Genomic DNA, 19,507 nt, shown 5'->3' with positions numbered 1-19,507 from the left:
GGCTGTTTAGAAGTTGATCATATGACCGGTCAGGCCGTGGAAGCACTCCTGCAGCGCCTCGGACATCGTCGGGTGGGTGTGCACGTTGCGGGCCAGTTCGTTGGCCGTCAGATCCCACTTCTGCGCCAAGGTGAGCTCGGGCAGCAGTTCGGACACATCGTGGCCGACCAGGTGGCCGCCGATCAGCTCGCCGTAGCGTGCGTCGGCGATCAGCTTGACGAACCCGCTCGGGTCGCCCACGCCGTGCGCCTTGCCGTTGGCGGTGAACGGAAACTTCACCACCTTGACGTCATAGCCCTCGGCCCTGGCCTGCTCCTCGGTGAGACCGAAGCTGGCCACCTGCGGCTGGCAGAAGGTGGCCCGCGGCATCATCCGGTAGTCGCCCAGCGACATGGTCTCGGCCCCGCCGATGGTCTCGGCGGCCACCACACCCTGCGCCTCGGCGACATGCGCCAGCTGCAGCAACCCGGTGACATCGCCGATGGCGTAGATGTGCGGCACCGAGGTCTGCATGTACTCCCCGACCCCGATGGCGCGGCGCTCGGTCAGCGCGACCCCGGCCGCCTCCAGCCCGTAGCCGTCGACATTGGGCGCAAAGCCGATGGCCTGCAACACCTTGTCGGCCTGCAGCGTTTCGGTCTGACCGTCCTTGCTCACCACGACCGACACCGTCGATCCATCGTCGGTGATGCTTTCCACCTTGGTCCCGGTGCGGACCTTGACACCCAGCTTCTTGAACTGCTTCTCGATCTCCTTGGACACGTCGGCGTCCTCGTTGGGCAGCGCCCGCGGCAGAAACTCGACCACGGTGACGTCCACTCCGTAGTTGGCCAAGACGTAGGAGAACTCCATGCCGATGGCCCCGGCACCGGCGATGATGATCGACTTCGGCAGCTCCCGGCTCAAGATCAGCTGCTCGTAGGTGACGACGTTGTCCGACAACGAGGTACCCGGCACCAACCGGGTGCTCGACCCGGTGGCGATGATCGCGTTGTCGAACGTAACCGTCTGGGTGCCACCGTCGTTGAGCGCCACCGACAACGTGTGCGGGTCGGTGAAAGTCCCGTAGCCGTGGATCTCGGTGATCTTGTTCTTCTTCATCAGGAAGTGCACCCCGGCGACCCGGCCCTCGGCGACCTTGCGGCTGCGGTCGAAGGCGGCGCCGTAGTCGAAGGTGGCCTCTCCGGAGATGCCGAAGGTCTTGGCTTCCTTGGTGAAGATGTGTGCCAGCTCCGCGTTGCGCAGCAGCGCTTTCGAGGGAATGCAGCCGACGTTGAGGCAGACCCCGCCCCAGTACTTCGGCTCGACGATGGCAGTGTTCAAGCCCAATTGGGCGGCGCGGATTGCCGCGACATATCCGCCCGGGCCGGCTCCGAGAACGACGACGTCAAAGTGGGTCACCAGCCCACCCTAACCGGTGGGCCGACGGTCGGCGCCCGAGCCGCCGGCCCCGCCGGGCGGTGTGCGCACTCAGTACGGCAGAACGCCGGCGACGCAGCGGCTCACATGCTGGCAGTAGTAATGCCCATAAAGCGGCGCGGCGGCCACCGCCGAGGCGAACACCGCCGACAGCAGCGCGATCGCGACCGCCGAGACCATCGGCCGCTCCCCCACCATCGCCACGATCAACCCGGCGACCGTACACACCACCGCGTAGGCCACCACGACGAAGACGGCCGGCGTCTTGTCGGCCAGGGAATACCACCAGGCGAACAGCCCCAGTCCGATGCCTGCCGCCGGAATCCACACCGCGGCCAGCGCCAAGGCCAGCTGCCACCACTTGAGGAATTGATACTGGCCCGCGACGAACACCGGCTTAGGCGGCTTGGCGGGTTTGGCCGGCATTCTGGCCGGCGACAGCCGGGATTGCGCATCGGGGACCCGCGCCGGCGGCACATCGTCGGCAGGCGGCTCGCCCACCTCCTCGGACGGCAGCGGCACCGGGTGCGGCCCGGTGTCGAAAATCGGAGCCATATGGGGCTCGGTCATCGGCAGCGACCCGGTGTCGGTGGCCTCAGACACCGGAGACCACCTGGATCGCGGCCAGCGCGCCGAACCATCCGACACCCAGCGCGAGAAGAAACGCACCCAGTGCGGTTACCCACCGACGCGAGGAGACGAACACCAGCACCAGCCCCGCGACACTGGGCGCACCGAGAACCAGGGTGATCGCGACGTCCGGGCGCAGCGGCGCGCTGATCAGCAGGGTCACACCGATACCGGCCAGGATGCCGAGCGCCGCCCCGACCAGCATGGCGCTGCTGAGCAACCAGGGGCGCGGGAGCGGAATCACACCACCAGATTTTACGGCGATTACGCCGGTCAGCCCGGTAGCGACCCGGTTATCACCGGCAGCGATTCCAGCGCCGCGTTCTCGGCCTCGGTGAAGGCCCGGCTGCGGGTCAGAAACCGCATCCCTTCGGGTGCCTCCAAGCTGAAGCCCGCCCCCCGACCGGGCACCACGTCGATGGTCAGCTGGGTGTGTTTCCAGGCCGCGAACTGCGGACCGGAGATCCAGACCGGGACCTCGGCGCCCGCTGCATCGAGCACACCGAGCAACACGTCGTGGTCGCCGATGATGAAGTCGCCGTCGGGGTAGCACATCGGCGCCGACCCGTCACAGCAGCCACCGGACTGGTGGAATATCACCGGGCCGTGGCGGGCCACCAGCCGCGCCAGAAGTTCCGCGGCGGCGTCGGTGACCAGCACCCGGTCCGGGGCGGCCATCAGAACAAGCCGTTCGCCGTCTGGGAGTAGGACACCAACAGGTTCTTGGTCTGCTGGTAGTGGTCGAGCACCATCTTGTGGTTCTCCCGGCCGATGCCGGACTGCTTGTAACCGCCGAACGCCGCGTGCGCCGGGTAGGCGTGGTAGCAGTTGATCCACACTCGTCCCGCCTGGATGTCGCGGCCCGCCCGGTAGGCGGTGTTGCCGTCGCGGCTCCATACCCCGGCCGCCAGGCCGTAGATGGTGTCGTTGGCGATCGCGATCGCATCGTCGTAGTCGCTGAACGAGGTCACCGAGACCACCGGACCGAAGATCTCCTCCTGGAAGATGCGCATCTTGTTGTGGCCGGCGAAGATCGTCGGCTGCACGTAGTAGCCACCCGACAGGTCGCCGCCCAGCTCCGCGCGTTCGCCACCGGTGACGGTGGTGGCGCCCTCCTCCTTACCGATGGCGATGTAGGACAGGATCTTCTCCAGCTGGTCGTTGGAGGCCTGTGCCCCGATCATCGTGGAGATGTCGAGCGGATCGCCCTGACGGATCGCCTTGGTGCGGATCGCGGCCAGTTCCAGGAACTCGTCGTAGATGGGCGCCTGGACCAGGGACCGCGACGGGCAGGTGCACACCTCGCCCTGGTTGAGGGCGAAACCGGCGAAGCCTTCCAGCGCCTTGTCCTGGAAGTCGTCGTTGGCGGCGAGCACATCGGAGAAGAAGATGTTGGGGCTCTTGCCGCCCAGTTCCAGAGTCACCGGGATGATGTTCTGGCTGGCGTACTGCATGATCAGCCGCCCCGTGGTGGTCTCGCCGGTGAAGCCGATCTTGGCGATCCGGTTGCTCGACGCCAGGGGCTTACCCGCCTCGACACCGAATCCGTTGACCACGTTGACGACTCCGGCCGGCAGCAGGTCGCCGATCAGGCTCATCAAAAACAGGATGGACGCGGGAGTCTGCTCGGCCGGCTTGAGCACCACCGCGTTCCCGGCGGCCAGCGCGGGCGCCAGCTTCCAGGCGGCCATCAGCAGCGGGAAGTTCCACGGGATGATCTGGCCGACCACGCCCAGCGGCTCGCGGAAATGGTAGGCAACGGTGTCGTCGTCGAGCTGGCTGAGCGCACCCTCCTGGGTGCGGATGGCCGCGGCGAAGTAGCGGAAGTGGTCCGCGGCCAGTGGAATGTCGGCGGCCAGGGTCTCCCGGACCGGCTTGCCGTTGTCCCACACCTCGGCGACCGCCAGCTGTTCGCGGTGCTGATCGATCCGATCGGCGATCTTGGTCAGGATCGCGGCCCGGTCGGCCGGGGACGCCTTGCCCCAGGCCGGCGCGGCGGCGTGCGCGGCGTCCAGGGCCAAGTCGATATCGGCCGCCGTGGAGCGCGGCACCTCGCAGAACGGCTGACCGGTGACCGGCGTGGTGTTCTCGAAGTACTCACCGCCCACCGGCGCCACCCACTGCCCGCCGATGAAGTTCCCGTACCGGGACTCATAGCTCATCACCGCTCCTGCGGTGCCCGGACGTGCGAAAACGGTCATCAGCGCTGCTCCTTAGGCGTGGGTGTTACTCACCTCACATTACCGGCACCGTCACAATGAGTTCTATGCCCGCCCACGACTGCGACGACCCCTACCTGTGGCTGGAGGACGTCACCGGCGAACGGTCCCTGGAGTGGGTGCGCGCCCACAACACCCCGACTGTCGACGAGTTCGCCGGCGACGATTTCGAGGCGATGCTCGCCGCCGCGCGCGAGGTGCTCGACACCGACGCCCGCATCCCGTATGTGCGGCGCCGCGGTGCCTACCTCTACAACTTCTGGCGTGACGCCGCCAACCCCCGGGGTCTGTGGCGGCGCACCAGCCTGGACAGTTACCGCACCGACCACCCTGACTGGGAAGTGGTCATCGACCTCGACGAGTTGGCCCGCGCCGACGACGAGAACTGGGTGTGGGGCGGCGCCAACGTGATCGAACCCGATCACAACCGGGCCCTGGTATCGCTGTCCCGGGGCGGGTCCGACGCCGTGGTGGTGCGCGAATTCGATATGACGACACGAGAATTCGTCGGGCCGGATCGTCAGGGCTTCGAGCTTGCAGAGGCGAAGACCCGGATCAGCTGGGAGGACGACGACACCGTCCTGGTGGGTACCGATTTCGGCGCCGACTCCCTGACCGAGTCCGGCTATCCCCGGATGGTGAAGCGGTGGCGTCGCGGTCAGGACCTGACCCAGGCGGAGACGGTGTTCACCGGTTCGGTCACCGATGTGCTGGTGGCCGCGGGCGCAGACCGTACCCCGGGCTTCGAGCGCACCATGGTGTCGCGGGCGATCGACTTCTACAACGATCAGGTCTACGAGCTGCGTGACGGCGAGTTGATCCGCATCGACGCCCCCACCGACGCCTCGGTGTCGGTGCACCGGCAGTGGATCCTGATCGAGCTGCGTACCGACTGGGACACCGGCACCGCGTCGTATCGGGCCGGTTCACTGCTGGCCGCCGACTACGAGGAGTTCCTGGCCGGCACCGCGCAGTGCCGCGTCGTCTTCGAACCGGACGCCCATACCGCCCTGCATCACTACGCGTGGACCCGCGACCATCTCGTGCTGGTGACCCTGCACGACGTGGCAAGCCGGGTGGAAGTGGTCTCGCCGGTGGACTGGCAACGGCGATCCATCGATGCGGTGCCGCCCAACACCAACACCGTGATCGTGGCCGCCGACGACACCGGCGATGAGATCTTCTTGGACTCAAGCGGATTCGACAGGCCGTCCCGGCTGCTGCACGGCCCCGCCGATGGCGACCTGACGGAGATCAAATCCGCTCCGGCGCTTTTCGACACCGACGGGCTGACTGTGCACCAGCACTTCGCCACCTCGAAAGACGGGACCGCAATCCCCTACTTCGTGGTTCGCCCCGCCGATGCGACCGGCGCGACGCTGCTGGGCGGCTACGGCGGATTCGAGGTGGCACGCACCCCCGGTTACGACGCCGTGCTGGGCCGGCTGTGGCTGGCCCGCGGTGGCACCTACGTGCTGGCCAATATCCGCGGCGGCGGCGAGTACGGCCCGCACTGGCACACCCAGGCGATGCGTGCGGGCCGGCACCTGGTGGCCGAGGATTTCGCCGCGGTGGCAACCGACCTGGTGGACCGTGGCATCACCACCGTCGCCCAGCTCGGCGCGGTGGGCGGCAGCAACGGCGGCCTGCTGATGGGCATCATGCTGACCAGCTACCCGCAGCTGTTCGGGGCGTTGGTCTGCCAGGTACCGCTGCTGGACATGCGCCGCTACCACCTGCTGCTGGCCGGTGCGTCCTGGGTTGCTGAGTACGGCGACCCCGATGACCCGGCTGAGTGGGAGTTCATCAGCAAGTACTCGCCGTACCAGAACATTTCGGCCGACACCGGCTATCCGCCGGTGCTGATCACCACCTCGACCCGTGACGACCGGGTGCATCCCGGACATGCCCGCAAGATGACCGCGGCGCTTCAGGCGGCCGGGCACCGGGTTTGGTATTACGAGAACATCGAGGGCGGTCACGGCGGCGCGGCCGACAACGCCCAGGCAGCGTTCAAGTCGGCGTTGAGCTTTTCGTTCCTGTGGCGGATGCTGGGCGGCCCCGCCACAAGCTAGCCGCTGGCCAGCCCCTCCCGGCCCATGTTGCGCATCCACTCGGCAAACAACTCGGGCCCGTAGTTCTCCTGCCGCATCCGCAGGTCGGTGTAGACCAGCATCTGCAGGCACCGGACCAGGCCGATCAACACCGGGTAGGTGATCACCACGGTCACCCAGGTCAGCGCCGAGGACAACAGGGCCACGGCCACCATGCCGGCCATCCACAGCACGTAGATACCGGTGACCCGTCCCACCGCGGGCTTGCAGAGCTGGATCGAACGCCCGAAAGACTCGGCGACTCCGCGGTTTTCCAGGATCATCACGATGGGCGACATGCTCAGCAGCCGTCCCAGCACAAATGCGGTGACGGTGGCGACCACGAGAAGGGGAATGGTGGCGGCATAGAAACCGCTGTAACGCGCCACCACATGCAGGAGCAACGCTGCCACCCCGATCATGTAGTAGGCGAAGGTCAGTCGACGCACCGCGCGCACCCGTTCGGTGGCACGGCAGAACATCTCCTCGAATCGAACATGCTTGCCGCCGATCACTTTGTCGGTGGCCTGCACCCCCAGCAGGATCAGCAACGCATCGGCCGGCAGCACCAGGGCGTAGAGCACCACCAACACCGCCAGTGTCAGCGCCAACGTGCTGAGCAGGCTGTCGTGGGCGCTGAAGAGCAACTGCGCCACATGTGCGGGTGTGGGCGCCTCCAGGCTGTGCATGATCATCACGAAGATCGCCCCGAAACCGGTGCATATGACGGCCGGGACGCCGACCAGGGTCGGCCAGTTGCGCAGCAAGATCTTGACGGCGGCGGCATACAGCTCGGGAACCGTCATGGGGCGAAACGGGATCGGGGGCCGATGGTCGGCAGGACGGTGCGGGGGCCGGCGCAGCGCCCACCCCCGCTCCACCAGGAAGTCCTCCACATCGCTCGGCCAGCCGATGCGGTGTCTGCGGGTGTACCAGTCCGCCCACGCCGAGATCGCGGCGCTGACCCAGCAGCCGATACCCGGCCAGGTGACCAGGCCGGCCACCGCCCAGGCGACGGCCAGAACGCGCAGCACGTGATAGGGCTGAAAGTCGAAACGGACCGGCGGAGGCGGCGAGAGTGGTCCGGGCACGTCGGCGTTCGGTCCGACCGACGGCACGTCGTGGTCACTCATTGCGGCGCGCCCGCCTCTCGGGGATAGGGAACTCTTCGACCGAGATCATCGCAAAAGTCAATGGCCGTTCGGTATCCACCGTTCGGGCGACATTAGGACTTACGCAGCCCACCCAGCATCGCCGCACCCACTCCTACCAGCACCAATACCGCCCCAGCAGCCAAGGATACAGTGAGCCACTGATGTAGACTTGTTTCCGCCACATCGGCGATTGCCCCGACGATCCGGCGGATATCGCCGGTTGCTTGGCGCAGCACTTGATCGAGGTAGCGCCGCGCCACTTCGACGGCCGACCAGACGCCGGCTCCCACCAGCAGCGCCGAGACGCCCAAACTCGCCAGCGCCCTGCCGCGGTGGCGTGCCGCGGCCACCGTCAGGAACCCGCACAACCCGGCCATGGCACCCAGCACCACGGTGAGCAACGGGCCCCACACCGCGAGCCGGTGCAGCCCGGCCGGGCGCATCACCTCAGTAGAGGTCGATGTCAGCGGCACCGTCAACGAGGCCGGCAGCGTGATGGGGTAGACGGCCAGCAGTTGGGCGAAGGCGTCGCTCCGCAGCATCGGCATCACGTCGATCTCCCAGGGCCCGGGTTCGCCGACGTTGAGCAACCAGGCGTGCCCGTCCCGGTTCACCTGGACGAACTGAGCCGCAAACTCTGGTCCCCTGGTGTATTCGCGAGCCGCCTCCCGGGCCTCTGCGGGGTCGATGCGCAAGCCGCTGCCCTGGATCAGCTGCACCGTCTGGGCGCTGAGCTCAGCAGCGACTGCGTCCTGGAGGGCGGGCACCGCCGCGGCCCGAGCCGCCAGCCGGGCGTAACCGTCGGCATCGATGAGGTTGTACTGCGCCCACGCGGTCGGTAGCGCCACCGCCAGTGTGGCGGTGGTCAGCAACCAGAACAGCGCCGCCGAGAAGAGCCGCACTATTTCGCGGTACGGCGCGGGCGGGCCAACACGATCCGGGTGAGCAACCGGTTGGTCCGAGCCAGCGTGGCCAGCGAGTTGTGGTAGTAGTTACCACCCGCGCCGACGTTGGTGCGCGGGACGACGACGGTCTCCTGCCGGCAGAACTTGCGGATGCCGTCTTCACCGCCGAAGCGCGCCCCGATACCCGAGGTCTTCCAGCCGCCCATCGGCGCTGTCGTGCACATCAGGTTGGAGATCACGTCGTTGACGTTGACCGCTCCGCAGTCCAACTGCAGCGCGATGTCCTTGGCTCGTGCGACATCTTTGGAGAACACCGAGGCGCTCAGCCCGTAGGGGCTGTCGTTGGCCAGCCGGATCGCCTCCTGCACGCTGGCGACCTTCATGATCGGCAGCGTCGGCCCGAAGGTCTCCTCGGTCATGCATGCCATCGAATGGTCGACGTCGACCAGCACGGTGGGAGGGTAGAAGCTGCCGGGTCCGGGAGAGCGCTCACCGCCGGTCAGAGCGCGGGCGCCGGCGGCCAGTGCCTCCCTCACATGCCGCTCGGTGATGGCGAGTTGCTGCTCGCTGATCAGCGCCCCGAAGTGCTTACCCTCGCCGGTACCCACCTGCAGCGCCTCGACGTCGCGGACCACCGCGGCGACGAACTTGTCGTAGACCGGTTCGAGCACGTACACCCGCTCGACAGAAACGCAGGTCTGGCCGGCGTTGAACATCGCGCCCCAGACCGCCGCGTGCGCAGCCAGGTCGATGTCGGCGTCCTCGCAGACGATCATCGGGTCTTTTCCGCCCAGTTCGAGGCTGACCGGCACCAGCCGGCGCGCGGCCCGCTCGGCGACCTTGCGCCCGGTGGCGGTGGAGCCGGTGAACTGCACGTAGTCGGAGTTGTCGATCACCGCTTCGGCCACTTCGCGGGCACCCTGCACCACCGCGAACACGGCCGGAGCTCCGGAGTCCAGCCAGCCTTTGCGTAGCAGTTCGGCGGTCAGCGGGGTCTGCTCGGACGGCTTGAGCAGCACGGCGCACCCGGCCGCCAGCGCGCCGATCGCGTCCATCATCGCGTTGGCCACCGGGTAGTTCCACGGCGCGATGACGCCGACGACCGGCCGCGGCCGGTAGTGGATGGTGATCTTCTTGACCTTGAGCACCGGGGTGGACGCCGGCCGGGCCTCCGGGGCCACCGCCTTCTCCATCACCTTGATCACGTAGGACAGGATCATGATCAGCAGGGGGACTTCTTGGGCGGCGTCGGTGGCGGACTTGCCGGTCTCGGCGATCAGCAGGCGCTCGATCTCGTCCCGGTTGTCGCCGAGCCACAGCGCGAAGCGGGCCAGCGCCTTGGCCCGGCCCTTGGCGCCCCGGTGCTCCCACTCTCGCTGCGCGGTGCGCAGCCCGGCGGCGATCTTGTCGACCTCGGCGGGATCGGTCCAGCGCACCTGGCCGGCCGCCTCCCCGGTGGCGGGGTTGGACACCGTATCGGTGCCGGAGAGCGGGGCGCTGGCGGGAGTGATCGCGGTCATAACGCCATGCTAACCCGCGTTGTGACCCGGATCGCACCCCGCCTCGACAGGTGTCAAGTCTAGGGCGCTTGGCCTTGTAACCCCCGCAGGTAGGCAGCCTGGCCCAGGTGCTGCGCGCAGTCATCGATGATGCTGACCAGCCGTACCGCCGCCGTCACCGGCGGATCCCAGTGCTCGTCGACCACCCGGTCCAGCTCCTCGACGGTGAGGGTGTCGAGGTAGCTAAGCGTCAACTGGTGCACGCCGCGGTAATAGCCCGCCAGCAGTTGCGCCGGCGCCCGCACCTTGGCGACCTCGGCAGGACCATGGCCGTAACCACTGTCACCGCGCGGCAGGTCCAGGCCGAACCGGTCCACCCAGCTGTCGCGGGTCCATACCTGCTCCACGCCCGCGATCTGGGCGACCTGGATGTCCTGCACCCGCGCGCTGTGCCAGAGCAGCCAGGCGATGCTGTTGGCCTGCTCGGTCGGCCGGTAGTCGGCCACCTCGTCGGTCAGCCCGTCGGTGAGTTCGTCGGCGTGTTCGATCAACCGCGTGAACGCGTCTGCCAGCAGGCGCTGCAGTGCGGTGGTCGCGGTGTCGCTCATACCTGCGACGCTACCCCTGGGGGCAGTGGCAGACCGCCTCTACGTTGTTGCCGTCCGGGTCGCGAACGAAGGCGCCGTAGTAGGCGGGGTGATACTCCGGCCACAACCGCGGGGCGTGCAGAACCTCGGCCCCCAGACGCACGGCGGTGTCATAGAACGCCCGCACCTGCTCGCGATCGACGGCGCTGAACGCGATGTGGACCTCGCGGTTGGGCCCCGTGGCGTCGCCGGCGGCCGCATCGGCGATCCAGAACGTCGGCTTGCCGTCGCGGCCGTAGCCGAGGGCCGGGCCGACGTCCAGTTGCCGCGAGTAGCCCAGGACCTCGAGCACGGCGTCGTAGAACTTCTGGGATGTGGCGTAGTCGGCGCAGTTGATGCCCACGTGGTCGATCACGAAAGACATCCTGGCATGCGGTACCGCGGGGTCGTAGATTAACCGGATGAGCCTCGACCTCGTGGTCCGCAACGGCACGATCATCGATGGCCTGGGCGGCGGACCCTATGTCGGCGACGTCGCGGTCCGCGACGGCGTCATCACCGAGATCGGGGCGGTCTCCGGCGACGCACGCCGGGTGATCGATGCCACCGGACTGCTGCTCACTCCGGGGTTCGTCGACTTGCACACCCACTATGACGGGCAGTCCATCTGGTCGGATCGGCTCAATCCCTCGTCGGGGCACGGCGTGACGACGGCGGTGATGGGCAACTGCGGGGTGGGCTTCGCCCCGTGCCGGTCCGATGACCACGACGTGCTGGTGGATCTGATGGCCGGGGTGGAAGACATTCCCGGCGTTGTGATGACCGACGGCCTGCCGTGGACCTGGGAGACCTTCCCGCAGTTCCTGGACGCGGTCGACCAACGTCCCCGCGACATCGACGTCGCGGCCTTCCTGCCGCATTCGCCGCTGCGCGTCTACGTGATGGGCCAACGCGGTGTGGACCGCGAATCCGCGACAGCCGAAGACCTGGCGAAGATGCGCCGGCTGGCCAAAGAGGCCGCCGAAGCCGGAGCACTGGGGTTCTCGTCGTCGCGGCTGAACACCCACCGCACCGGGACCGGCTCCCAGATCCCGAGCTTTGACGCCGCCTACACCGAACTGCTCGCAATCAGCCGCGGCCTGGCCGACGGCGGCGGCGGGTTGATCCAGTTTGTCCCCGATCTGCCCTCCGGGACCTACCGCCCCGTCCTGCAACAGGTTTTCGACGCCGCTACCGACGCCGGCCTGCCCGTCACGTTCAGCCTGCTGATCGGCAACTACGGCCCTCCGCTGTGGCACGACGCCATCGCCATGGTGGAGCAGGCCAATGCCGCCGGCGCCTCGATCACCGCGCAGGTCTTTCCGCGCCCGATCGGGTTGATGGTCGGCCTGGACCTGAGCATGCACCCGTTCATGCTGTACCCGGCTTACCAGCAGATCGCCGACCTGCCCCTGGAGCAGCGCGTCGCCGAAATGCGTAAACCGGAGGTGCGGCAACGGATTCTCGCTGATCGCCCGACGATCACCGCCGCCAACCCGATCGCCTACATGACCCAGTCCTGGGACTGGATGTTCCCCCTCGGCGATGACCCCGACTACGAACCCGACCCGTCGAAAAGCATTGCGGCGCGCGCCAAAGCGCGAGGTGTCTCCCCCCTTGAGGAAGCGTATGACCGGCTGCTCGACGACGGCGGGCATGCGATCCTGCTCGACGCCCTGGCCAATTTCGAGAACCACTCATTGGACACCGTCAGCACTCTGATGCGGCGCGACGACGTGGTGCTGGGCCTGGGAGACGGTGGTGCGCACTACGGAATGATCTGCGACTCCAGCTTTCCGACCTATCTGCTGACACACTGGGCGCGTGACCGCACGGACGGCCGGCTCAGCGTCGAAGCGGCGGTGCGCGAATTGACGTCTACTCCGGCCGGCGTCGCCGGACTCGACGACCGCGGACGTATCGCGGTCGGTTACAAGGCGGATCTCAACGTGATCGACCACCGGAATCTCCGGTTGCACAAGCCGGTGGTCACCTACGACCTGCCCGCCGGCGGCCGCCGACTGGACCAGACCGCCGAGGGCTACGTCGCGACGATCGTCTCCGGCGAGATCATCGCGGAGAACGGCAAACCCACCGCAGCCCGTCCGGGCAAGCTGGTACGCGGGCGCCAGCCGGCGCCGGCCTGACCCGCCGTCCTGGCCAACTCCGCGCGCAGCGATGCCGGCGGGACGCCGATTCCGGCGAGTACCGTCGTCATACGTGACGTCGCCCCGCTACACCCACGGCCACCACGAGTCGGTATTGCGGGCCCACCGGGTTCGAACGGCGCAGAACTCGGCGGCCTACCTGCTGCCGTCGCTGACACCGGGCTTGCGGGTGCTCGATGTGGGCTGCGGGCCGGGCACGATCACCGCCGATCTGGCGGCTCTGGTCGCACCCGGCCGGGTGACGGCTGTCGAGCCCGTGCCCGGCGCGCTGGATCTGGCCCGCTCCTGCGCGCGCGAGCGGGGGCAGGACAACATCGACTTCGTGGTCGCCGATGTGCACGCACTGCAGTTCCCCGACAACAGCTTTGACGTGGTTCACGCCCATCAGGTGCTCCAACACGTCGCTGATCCGGTGACCGCGTTGCGCGAGATGCGCCGGGTCTGCAGGCCCGGCGGTGTGGTGGCCGCCCGGGACAGCGACTACGCGTCGTTCACCTGGTATCCGGCGTCGGCGGAGCTCGACGACTGGCTGCGGCTGTATCGCGACGCCGCGCGGGCCAACGGCGGCGAGCCTGATGCGGGCCGGCATCTGCTGGCCTGGGCGCACGCCGCCGGATTCACCGACATCATCCCGACGGCGAGCGCATGGTGTTACGCCACGCCCGCCGATCGGCAGCACTGGGGTGCCATGTGGGCCGATCGGATTCTGCAGTCCGCCATCGCCGAACAGCTGCTCGACAGCGGCGCCGCCGATCAGGCCAAGTTGCAGGCGATTTCGCTGGCATGGCGTACCTGGGCGGATCAGCCCGACGGCTGGCTGGCATTCCTCAACAGTGAGATCCTGTGTCGGGTGTAGCCGCTTAGATCAGCCGCTGCTGCGGGGTGGAGCGGGCGACCAGCGCGGCGTCGCTGGTGACCACCTCACCGAGCACCTCATCGATGCGGGCCAGCAACTCCTCGGGAATCCGCACGCCGGCCGCTTTGACGTTCTCGCTGACCTGCTCCGGCCGTGACGCCCCCACCAGCGCGGCGGCGACGTTGTCGTTCTGCAGCACCCAGGCGATCGCCAGCTGAGCCGTGCTGAGATTCAGCTCCGCGGCGATCGGCTTCAACTGCTGCACCCGGGTCAGCACATCGTCTGTCATGAAACGCTTGATGAAGTTCGCACCACCCTTCTCATCGGTGGCCCGCGAGCCGGCCGGCGGCGGCTGGCCCGGCAGGTACTTGCCTGAGAGCACGCCTTGGGCCATCGGCGACCAGACGATCTGGCTCAGACCCAGCTCTGCGCAGGCCGGAACCACTTCGGGTTCGATCACTCGCCACAGCATCGAGTACTGCGGCTGGTTCGAGATCAACGAGATGCCGAGCTGCCGGGCCAATCCGTGGGCGTGCCGGATCTGTTCGGCAGTCCATTCGCTGACACCGATGTAGAGCGCCTTTCCCGCCCGAACGATGTCGGCGAAGGCCTGCATGGTCTCCTCCAGCGGCGTGAAGGAGTCGTAGCGGTGCGCCTGATACAGGTCCACGTAGTCGGTGCCCAGCCGGCGCAGCGATCCGTCGATGGCCTCCATGATGTGCTTGCGGGACAAGCCGGTGTCATTGCGGCCCAACGGGGCCGGACCGATCGGCCAATAGACTTTGGTGAAGATCTCCAGCGATTCGCGGCGCCGGCCCTTCAGCGCCGCGCCCAACACCTCCTCGGCCCGCCCGTTGGCGTAGACGTCGGCGGTGTCGAAGGTGGTGATCCCGGCATCGAGCGCGGCGTGCACGCAGGCGGTGGCGACGTCGTTTTCCACCTGCGAACCATGGGTGAGCCAGTTCCCATAGGTGATTTCCGAAATCTGCAGGCCGGAGTTGCCCAGGTAGCGAAATTCCATAACGCCATCATGGCTCACCAGACCTGGATGTGTCTGCCGGCGGATCACTATCCTCGACGTCATGGCCAAGCCCGTCGACCTCGCACGCCTTGCCGCACTGCTGGCCGACTATCGCTTAGCCTTCCTGGTCACCGTCGGTGACGACTACCGCATCCACACCACCGCGATCACCCCGACCTTCGACGGCGTCCGGCTCGATGTCGGCCCGATGGGATCGCACGGCCGGGCCAACCTGTCGTCTCGCACGGCTGTCACCGTGATCTGGCCGGCCCGCGACGTCGGCGACTACTCGCTGCTGGTCGACGGCCAGGCCGAGCTTCCCGCGGATCCGGCCGCTCCGGTGCTGGTGACTCCGACCAAAGCTCTGCTGCACCGGCCGGTGTTCGAAGCCGGGACCCAGCAGGCGGTCGGCACCGCCCATGACTGCGTGCAACTCAAGGCAGATTGACAGCCTGCAGGTTTAGGCTCGAATTCATGAGTTCTACTGTGGATTTCGATCGACTCGCAGAGAAGCTGGCGGGCCGCGACCACGCCTACCTGATCACTGTCGATGCCGAGAATCGTCCACATCCGGTGCCGGTGATGCCTGTGCTGCGCGGCGAAACCGTGCGCATCGGTGCGCTGGGCGGTCGCCGCAGCCGGGCGAATCTAGCGCGCACGGGGGATGTGACCGTGATGTGGCCACCACCGGTTCCGGGCGGCTACACCGTGATCGTCGACGGCACCGCCCAGGTGTCCGATGCCGGTGCGCTGGCGAGCGTGACGATCTCCCCCAGCCGAGCCGTTTTGATCCGGGTCGCAACGCCCGAATCATCGGGCGAAACACCCTGTTACAGCGATTGCGTCGACCTCAAAGTCAGTCCGCGGGAAGCCTGAGCGGTCGCCCGGCCACCATCAGCACCACCTCGTCGGACTCGGCGGCCACGCGCGCGTTGAGCACTCCCAGCAGGTCGCGGAACAGCCGCCCGGATGCGGTGGGCGGAACCACGCCGCTGCCCACCTCGTTGCTCACGGCCACCACCGGGGCCGGGCACGCCTGCCAGGCCGCCACGAGCTCGTCGATATCGGCCGAGACGGCGTTCAAGCCGTCGCCGCCGTCCCACACGCGGTGCAGGTCCATTCGGGCGGTGAGCCAGGTTCCGAGGCAGTCGAGCAGCACCGCCTGGCGGGCGCACCGCAATTCCTCGGCCACCTCGGCCGTCTCGCGGGTGTGCCAGGAGTCCGGGCGCCGCACCCGGTGCGCCCGCACCCGCTCCGCCCATTCCGGGTCGCCCTCGCGCACCCCACCGGTGGCCAGGTAGGTCACCGCCGGCTCTCCGGCCAGCAGCGCCTCGGCGTACGCCGACTTGCCGGAACGTGCGCCGCCCAGCACCAGGGTGCGGGTGGCGCGACCGTCTGCTGTCCCCACTCGCACCACCTCACCGTCACGTCCTGGTCGGGCGCCCGAATCTGACAGTACGGCAGTCAATTCCGACTCGGGGGGATTGTGGTGGCTCAGGTGTACCGCGACAACATCGGTGGTGTCGATGACGGCGGCACAGTCGCGCAGACGCGCCACCGTCGTCGCGAACCCCGGCAGGTCGTGGTGCTCGGTGCCGTGGTCGGTGTAGGCCCCGAAAGTCTCCTCCAGGAAGACCGCGTCATAGCCGGCCCCGGACACTGCGGTGTAGGTGGACTCGGGGAGCGGACCGGTGTCGGTGGCCCACAGGATGCGCGCGTCGGCGGAGCCCACGTCGTAGAGCACCGCGTCGCCACCGATGTCGGAACCGTGGGCGGCGGCCAGCACCCGCACGTCATAGTCCCCCAGCCGGATTCGGTCACCGGCCCGCACAGGGTGGAACCGGACCGGATCGTGCGGCGCCACCCAGTCCCGGCACTGCTCGAGTGCACCGGCCGGGCCGACCACATCCAGCGGTTCGGTGGCCCCGGTCCAGTGCCGCATCAGCAGGGCCGCCGGTCCGACATGGTCGGGGTGGCCGTGGGTGAACAGAATGTGCCGGACCTGCGCCAGTGACCTGCCGCAGTGCATCGCAGCGCGCGGCGCCTCCGGCCCGCAGTCCAGCAGCAGAGCCCCGTCGACCAGCGCCGCGGTCTGGGCGCGGATTGCGGTCGCCGACCGGCAGGAAACACACCCGCAGAACGGATTCGGCCATCCGTCGGCGCTGCCGGTCCCCAGCAGCACGATCTCCATGGCACCTCCCCGTCGGCGAGCAGACGCAGAATCGCACTCAATGCGTCGACTTCGTGCGATTCTGCGTCTGCTCGGCGTCAGAAGAAAAGCCCGGCCCCACGAGGGGACCGGGCTTTCCCGTTGGCTACTGACTTAGAAGTCCATGCCGCCCATGCCACCGGTCGGGTCGCCCGCAGGTGCGGCCGCCTTCTCCGGCTTGTCGGCGACAACGGCCTCGGTGGTCAGGAACAGTGCCGCGATGGACGCCGCGTTCTGCAGCGCCGAGCGGGTCACCTTCACCGGGTCGGCAACGCCGGCCTTGAGCAGGTCCTCGTACTCACCGGAGGCGGCGTTGAGGCCGGTGCCCGACGGGGAGTTGGTGACCTTCTCGGCGACGACGCCGGGCTCCAGGCCCGCGTTGAAGGCGATCTGCTTCAGCGGAGCCGACAGCGCGACGCGCACGATGTTGGCACCGGTCGCCTCGTCACCGTCGAGCTTGAGCTCCTCGAGCGACGGAGCGGCCTGCAGCAGGGCCACGCCACCACCGGCGACGATGCCCTCCTCCACGGCGGCCTTGGCGTTGCGCACGGCGTCTTCGATGCGGTGCTTGCGCTCCTTGAGCTCCACCTCGGTGGCAGCCCCGGCCTTGATCACCGCAACACCGCCGGCCAGCTTGGCCAGGCGCTCCTGCAGCTTCTCGCGGTCGTAGTCGGAGTCGCTGTTCTCGATCTCCGAGCGGATCTGGGCCACCCGGCCGGCGATGGCGTCGGAGTCACCCGAGCCCTCGACGATGGTGGTCTCGTCCTTGGTGATGACGACCTTGCGGGCGGTGCCCAGCAGGGAGACGTCGGCGCTCTCCAGCGACAGGCCGACCTCTTCGCTGATGACCTGGCCACCGGTGAGGATCGCCATGTCCTGCAGCATCGCCTTGCGACGGTCACCGAAGCCCGGAGCCTTGACGGCCACAGACTTGAAGGTGCCGCGGATCTTGTTGACGACCAGGGTGCTCAGGGCCTCGCCCTCGACGTCCTCGGCGATGATCAGCAGCGGCTTGCCGGACTGGATGACCTTCTCCAGCAACGGCAGCAGGTCCTTGACCGTCGAGATCTTGGAGCTGACCAGCAGGATGTAGGGGTCCTCCAGGACGGCTTCCTGGCGCTCGGGGTCGGTGACGAAGTAACCCGAGATGTAGCCCTTGTCGAAGCGCATGCCCTCGGTGAGCTCCAGCTGCAGGCCGAAGGTGTTGGACTCCTCGACGGTGATGACACCCTCGTTGCCGACCTTGTCCATGGCCTCGGCGATCAGGTCACCGATGCTCTGGTCGCCCGCGGAGATCCCGGCGGTGGCCGCGATCTGCTCCTTGGTCTCGACCTCCTTGGCCGAAGCCAGCAGGGTCGAGGTGACCTTCTCCACGGCCTTCTCGATGCCGCGCTTCAGGCCGAGCGGGTTAGCGCCGGCGGCCACGTTGCGCAGGCCTTCCTTGACCAGGGCCTGGGCCAGCACGGTGGCGGTGGTGGTGCCGTCACCCGCGACGTCGTCGGTCTTCTTGGCGACCTCTTTGACCAGCTCGGCGCCGATCTTCTCGTACGGGTCCTCCAGCTCGATCTCCTTGGCGATGGACACACCATCGTTGGTGATCGTGGGGGCGCCCCACTTCTTCTCCAGGACGACGTTGCGGCCCTTGGGGCCCAGCGTCACCTTGACCGCGTCGGCGAGGGCGTTCAGACCCCGCTCGAGGCCGCGACGGGCCTCTTCGTCATACGCAATTTGCTTAGCCATTGCGAAGTGATTCCTCCGGTTAGGGGGTGCACGTCTTGTTGGTCGGGTCAGTGCCCGCGACGGACGGCTGTGGGTGTGCTCCGCAGGTGCGGCCCCGTACCTCACCGTCCCGACCTAGCACTCGCCGGTCGCGAGTGCCAACGTCATTTTTAGCACTCGCCCCTTGAGAGTGCAAGGTTGCCAGCTCGGATCCGGCAGGGGGCGATCCAGCCGGTCAACCGGGGCTCAGACCACGTCGAGCAGCTGCTCGTAGAAACCCCCGAACCCGCGGGCGGGGTTCACCAGGTGAACCTCGAGGATCCAGTGACACACCCGGCCGGTGGCGTCGGTCCGGCGCATGGGTTCATCGGAACCGGGCGCGACGTAGAACCGGGCTTCGTCGCCGCTGATCTTCTTGTGCGGAAACTCCCCCAGCAGGTGTCCGGCGATCGGCGCCCCGAACTCCAGACCCTCGTCCCGGGCCAAGCCGACGACGTGGTCGAACAGCTGCGCACCGGTGATGTCGGGGTGGGCCTCGAAGAATTCCCGGCCGGCGTTCCACACCCGGGGCAGCGCGTCACGCAGCGCCAGCTTGTCCGGGTCACCGCCGAGCACAAAGGTGCGGCCGAAGTCGGCCTCCCACTGCTCGAAGATCGGCCCCAGGTCCAGGTAGACGATGTCGTCGTCGGCGATGACCCGGTCCGGCGGGTCGGCGCGGAACGGCAGCAGGGTGTTCTCCCCGGCCCGCACCACCCGCCGGTGCCAGTGCCGCGTCACCCCGAACAGGTCGGCGGCCAGCGCGGCGATCTCCTGGGAAAGCCGGCGCTCGCCGACTCCGGGACGGACCATGGCACGACGCTCGATTTCGTCGAACAGCGCGCCCGCCTTGGCCTGCGCGTCGCGAAGCCGCTCGACTCGAACGGTTTCCGGTTCCGGCGGGGTGGACACACCAGCGATGCTATCGACTTGCCCTAGACTTCGATCTTGAT

19 protein-coding genes are annotated in these 19,507 nt (G+C 67.9%); 5 read left to right on the top strand and 14 right to left on the bottom strand.

The annotated features are described in order from the left end of the window. Positions 1–6 precede the first annotated feature (6 nt). The 5 genes from lpdA to exaC all read right to left on the bottom strand — a co-directional run bounded on the left by lpdA (position 7) and on the right by exaC (position 4,250). Positions 7–1,401 (bottom strand): dihydrolipoyl dehydrogenase, encoded by a 1,395-nt coding sequence (gene lpdA, locus LI92_RS02000; RefSeq protein ID WP_046315356.1) that lies wholly within the window; start codon positions 1,399–1,401, stop codon positions 7–9. A gap of 69 nt (positions 1,402–1,470) precedes the next feature. Then, positions 1,471–2,022, bottom strand: coding sequence for a hypothetical protein (locus tag LI92_RS01995; protein WP_046315354.1), 552 nt, complete (start codon positions 2,020–2,022; stop codon positions 1,471–1,473). Next, positions 2,015–2,293 (bottom strand): putative holin, encoded by a 279-nt coding sequence (locus LI92_RS01990; protein ID WP_046315353.1) that lies wholly within the window; start codon positions 2,291–2,293, stop codon positions 2,015–2,017. Before LI92_RS01990 ends, LI92_RS01995 begins: the two co-directional genes overlap by 8 nt. 29 nt (positions 2,294–2,322) lie before the next feature. Beyond that, the gene (locus LI92_RS01985) at positions 2,323–2,727 is read right to left on the bottom strand and encodes a DUF779 domain-containing protein (protein WP_046315350.1); all 405 of its coding nucleotides are present in this window, start codon (positions 2,725–2,727) and stop codon (positions 2,323–2,325) included. Next, positions 2,727–4,250, bottom strand: coding sequence for an acetaldehyde dehydrogenase ExaC (gene exaC, locus LI92_RS01980; RefSeq protein WP_046315348.1), 1,524 nt, complete (start codon positions 4,248–4,250; stop codon positions 2,727–2,729). Before exaC ends, LI92_RS01985 begins: the two co-directional genes overlap by 1 nt. A gap of 56 nt (positions 4,251–4,306) precedes the next feature. Between exaC and LI92_RS01975 the strand changes: the two genes are divergently transcribed. Beyond that, positions 4,307–6,343: a prolyl oligopeptidase family serine peptidase gene (locus LI92_RS01975; RefSeq protein ID WP_046315346.1), complete on the top strand. Its 2,037-nt coding sequence runs from the start codon at positions 4,307–4,309 to the stop codon at positions 6,341–6,343. On the opposite strand, the gene LI92_RS01970 is transcribed toward LI92_RS01975, so the two are convergent. The 5 genes from LI92_RS01970 to LI92_RS01950 form a co-directional block, all read right to left on the bottom strand. After that, complete coding sequence (locus LI92_RS01970; protein WP_046315344.1) at positions 6,340–7,494, bottom strand: hypothetical protein; 1,155 nt, start codon at positions 7,492–7,494, stop codon at positions 6,340–6,342. The genes LI92_RS01975 and LI92_RS01970 overlap by 4 nt on opposite strands. Before the next feature lie 92 nt (positions 7,495–7,586). Continuing rightward, a complete protein-coding gene (locus LI92_RS01965) occupies positions 7,587–8,417 on the bottom strand; it encodes a hypothetical protein (RefSeq protein ID WP_046315342.1) in 831 nt (276 codons plus the stop codon). Beyond that, the gene (locus LI92_RS01960; protein WP_046315340.1) at positions 8,417–9,940 is read right to left on the bottom strand and encodes an aldehyde dehydrogenase family protein; all 1,524 of its coding nucleotides are present in this window, start codon (positions 9,938–9,940) and stop codon (positions 8,417–8,419) included. The genes LI92_RS01965 and LI92_RS01960 overlap by 1 nt, the downstream gene beginning before the upstream one ends. A gap of 59 nt (positions 9,941–9,999) precedes the next feature. Continuing rightward, complete coding sequence (locus tag LI92_RS01955; RefSeq protein WP_046315337.1) at positions 10,000–10,527, bottom strand: mycothiol transferase; 528 nt, start codon at positions 10,525–10,527, stop codon at positions 10,000–10,002. Positions 10,528–10,537: 10 nt separating this feature from the next. Beyond that, entirely contained in the window at positions 10,538–10,921 is a 384-nt protein-coding gene (locus LI92_RS01950; protein ID WP_046315393.1) for a VOC family protein, read from the bottom strand. 46 nt (positions 10,922–10,967) lie between these two features. Between LI92_RS01950 and LI92_RS01945 the strand changes: the two genes are divergently transcribed. Together LI92_RS01945 and LI92_RS01940 are read left to right on the top strand one after the other, a co-directional pair. Beyond that, complete coding sequence (locus LI92_RS01945) at positions 10,968–12,692, top strand: N-acyl-D-amino-acid deacylase family protein (RefSeq protein ID WP_046315335.1); 1,725 nt, start codon at positions 10,968–10,970, stop codon at positions 12,690–12,692. A gap of 73 nt (positions 12,693–12,765) precedes the next feature. Continuing rightward, complete coding sequence (locus LI92_RS01940; protein WP_286134787.1) at positions 12,766–13,569, top strand: class I SAM-dependent methyltransferase; 804 nt, start codon at positions 12,766–12,768, stop codon at positions 13,567–13,569. Between the two features lie 4 nt (positions 13,570–13,573). Here the strand turns inward: LI92_RS01940 and LI92_RS01935 are convergent, their stop codons facing one another. Continuing rightward, positions 13,574–14,590, bottom strand: coding sequence for an aldo/keto reductase family protein (locus LI92_RS01935; RefSeq protein ID WP_046315331.1), 1,017 nt, complete (start codon positions 14,588–14,590; stop codon positions 13,574–13,576). Positions 14,591–14,651: 61 nt separating this feature from the next. Between LI92_RS01935 and LI92_RS01930 the strand changes: the two genes are divergently transcribed. Both LI92_RS01930 and LI92_RS01925 read left to right on the top strand, forming a co-directional pair. Then, a complete protein-coding gene (locus tag LI92_RS01930) occupies positions 14,652–15,038 on the top strand; it encodes a hypothetical protein (protein WP_046315329.1) in 387 nt (128 codons plus the stop codon). Between the two features lie 26 nt (positions 15,039–15,064). After that, complete coding sequence (locus tag LI92_RS01925) at positions 15,065–15,466, top strand: pyridoxamine 5'-phosphate oxidase family protein (protein ID WP_046315327.1); 402 nt, start codon at positions 15,065–15,067, stop codon at positions 15,464–15,466. Here LI92_RS01925 and LI92_RS01920 read toward each other — a convergent pair. From LI92_RS01920 to LI92_RS01910, 3 genes are all read right to left on the bottom strand, one after another. Beyond that, a complete protein-coding gene (locus LI92_RS01920; RefSeq protein ID WP_046315325.1) occupies positions 15,447–16,781 on the bottom strand; it encodes a bifunctional adenosylcobinamide kinase/adenosylcobinamide-phosphate guanylyltransferase in 1,335 nt (444 codons plus the stop codon). The two genes, LI92_RS01925 and LI92_RS01920, sit on opposite strands and share 20 nt — an antisense overlap. Before the next feature lie 132 nt (positions 16,782–16,913). Then, complete coding sequence (gene groL, locus LI92_RS01915) at positions 16,914–18,539, bottom strand: chaperonin GroEL (protein WP_046315323.1); 1,626 nt, start codon at positions 18,537–18,539, stop codon at positions 16,914–16,916. 225 nt (positions 18,540–18,764) lie between these two features. Next, positions 18,765–19,466 carry a M24 family metallopeptidase gene (locus LI92_RS01910; protein WP_046315321.1) on the bottom strand — a complete coding sequence of 234 codons (702 nt, stop codon included), beginning with the start codon at positions 19,464–19,466 and terminating at the stop codon, positions 18,765–18,767. Between the last annotated feature and the right edge of the window lie 41 nt (positions 19,467–19,507).

Source organism: Mycobacterium sp. UM_Kg1 (assembly GCF_000972925.1).
GTDB classification, from domain to species: Bacteria; Actinomycetota; Actinomycetes; order Mycobacteriales; family Mycobacteriaceae; genus Mycobacterium; species Mycobacterium hiberniae.
Note: the sequence above shows the minus strand (reverse complement) of the source record. Positions and strands in the feature narration are given on the sequence as shown.

Coding starts and splice junctions, on each gene's coding strand:
- LI92_RS01985 (WP_046315350.1), bottom strand. CDS start 2,727: ATGGCCGCCCCGGACCGGGTGCTGGTCACCGACGCCGCCGCGGAACTT.
- exaC (WP_046315348.1), bottom strand. CDS start 4,250: ATGACCGTTTTCGCACGTCCGGGCACCGCAGGAGCGGTGATGAGCTAT.
- LI92_RS01975 (WP_046315346.1), top strand. CDS start 4,307: ATGAGTTCTATGCCCGCCCACGACTGCGACGACCCCTACCTGTGGCTG.
- LI92_RS01970 (WP_046315344.1), bottom strand. CDS start 7,494: ATGAGTGACCACGACGTGCCGTCGGTCGGACCGAACGCCGACGTGCCC.
- LI92_RS01960 (WP_046315340.1), bottom strand. CDS start 9,940: ATGACCGCGATCACTCCCGCCAGCGCCCCGCTCTCCGGCACCGATACG.
- LI92_RS01955 (WP_046315337.1), bottom strand. CDS start 10,527: ATGAGCGACACCGCGACCACCGCACTGCAGCGCCTGCTGGCAGACGCG.
- LI92_RS01945 (WP_046315335.1), top strand. CDS start 10,968: ATGAGCCTCGACCTCGTGGTCCGCAACGGCACGATCATCGATGGCCTG.
- LI92_RS01935 (WP_046315331.1), bottom strand. CDS start 14,590: ATGGAATTTCGCTACCTGGGCAACTCCGGCCTGCAGATTTCGGAAATC.
- LI92_RS01930 (WP_046315329.1), top strand. CDS start 14,652: ATGGCCAAGCCCGTCGACCTCGCACGCCTTGCCGCACTGCTGGCCGAC.
- LI92_RS01925 (WP_046315327.1), top strand. CDS start 15,065: ATGAGTTCTACTGTGGATTTCGATCGACTCGCAGAGAAGCTGGCGGGC.
- LI92_RS01920 (WP_046315325.1), bottom strand. CDS start 16,781: ATGGAGATCGTGCTGCTGGGGACCGGCAGCGCCGACGGATGGCCGAAT.
- groL (WP_046315323.1), bottom strand. CDS start 18,539: ATGGCTAAGCAAATTGCGTATGACGAAGAGGCCCGTCGCGGCCTCGAG.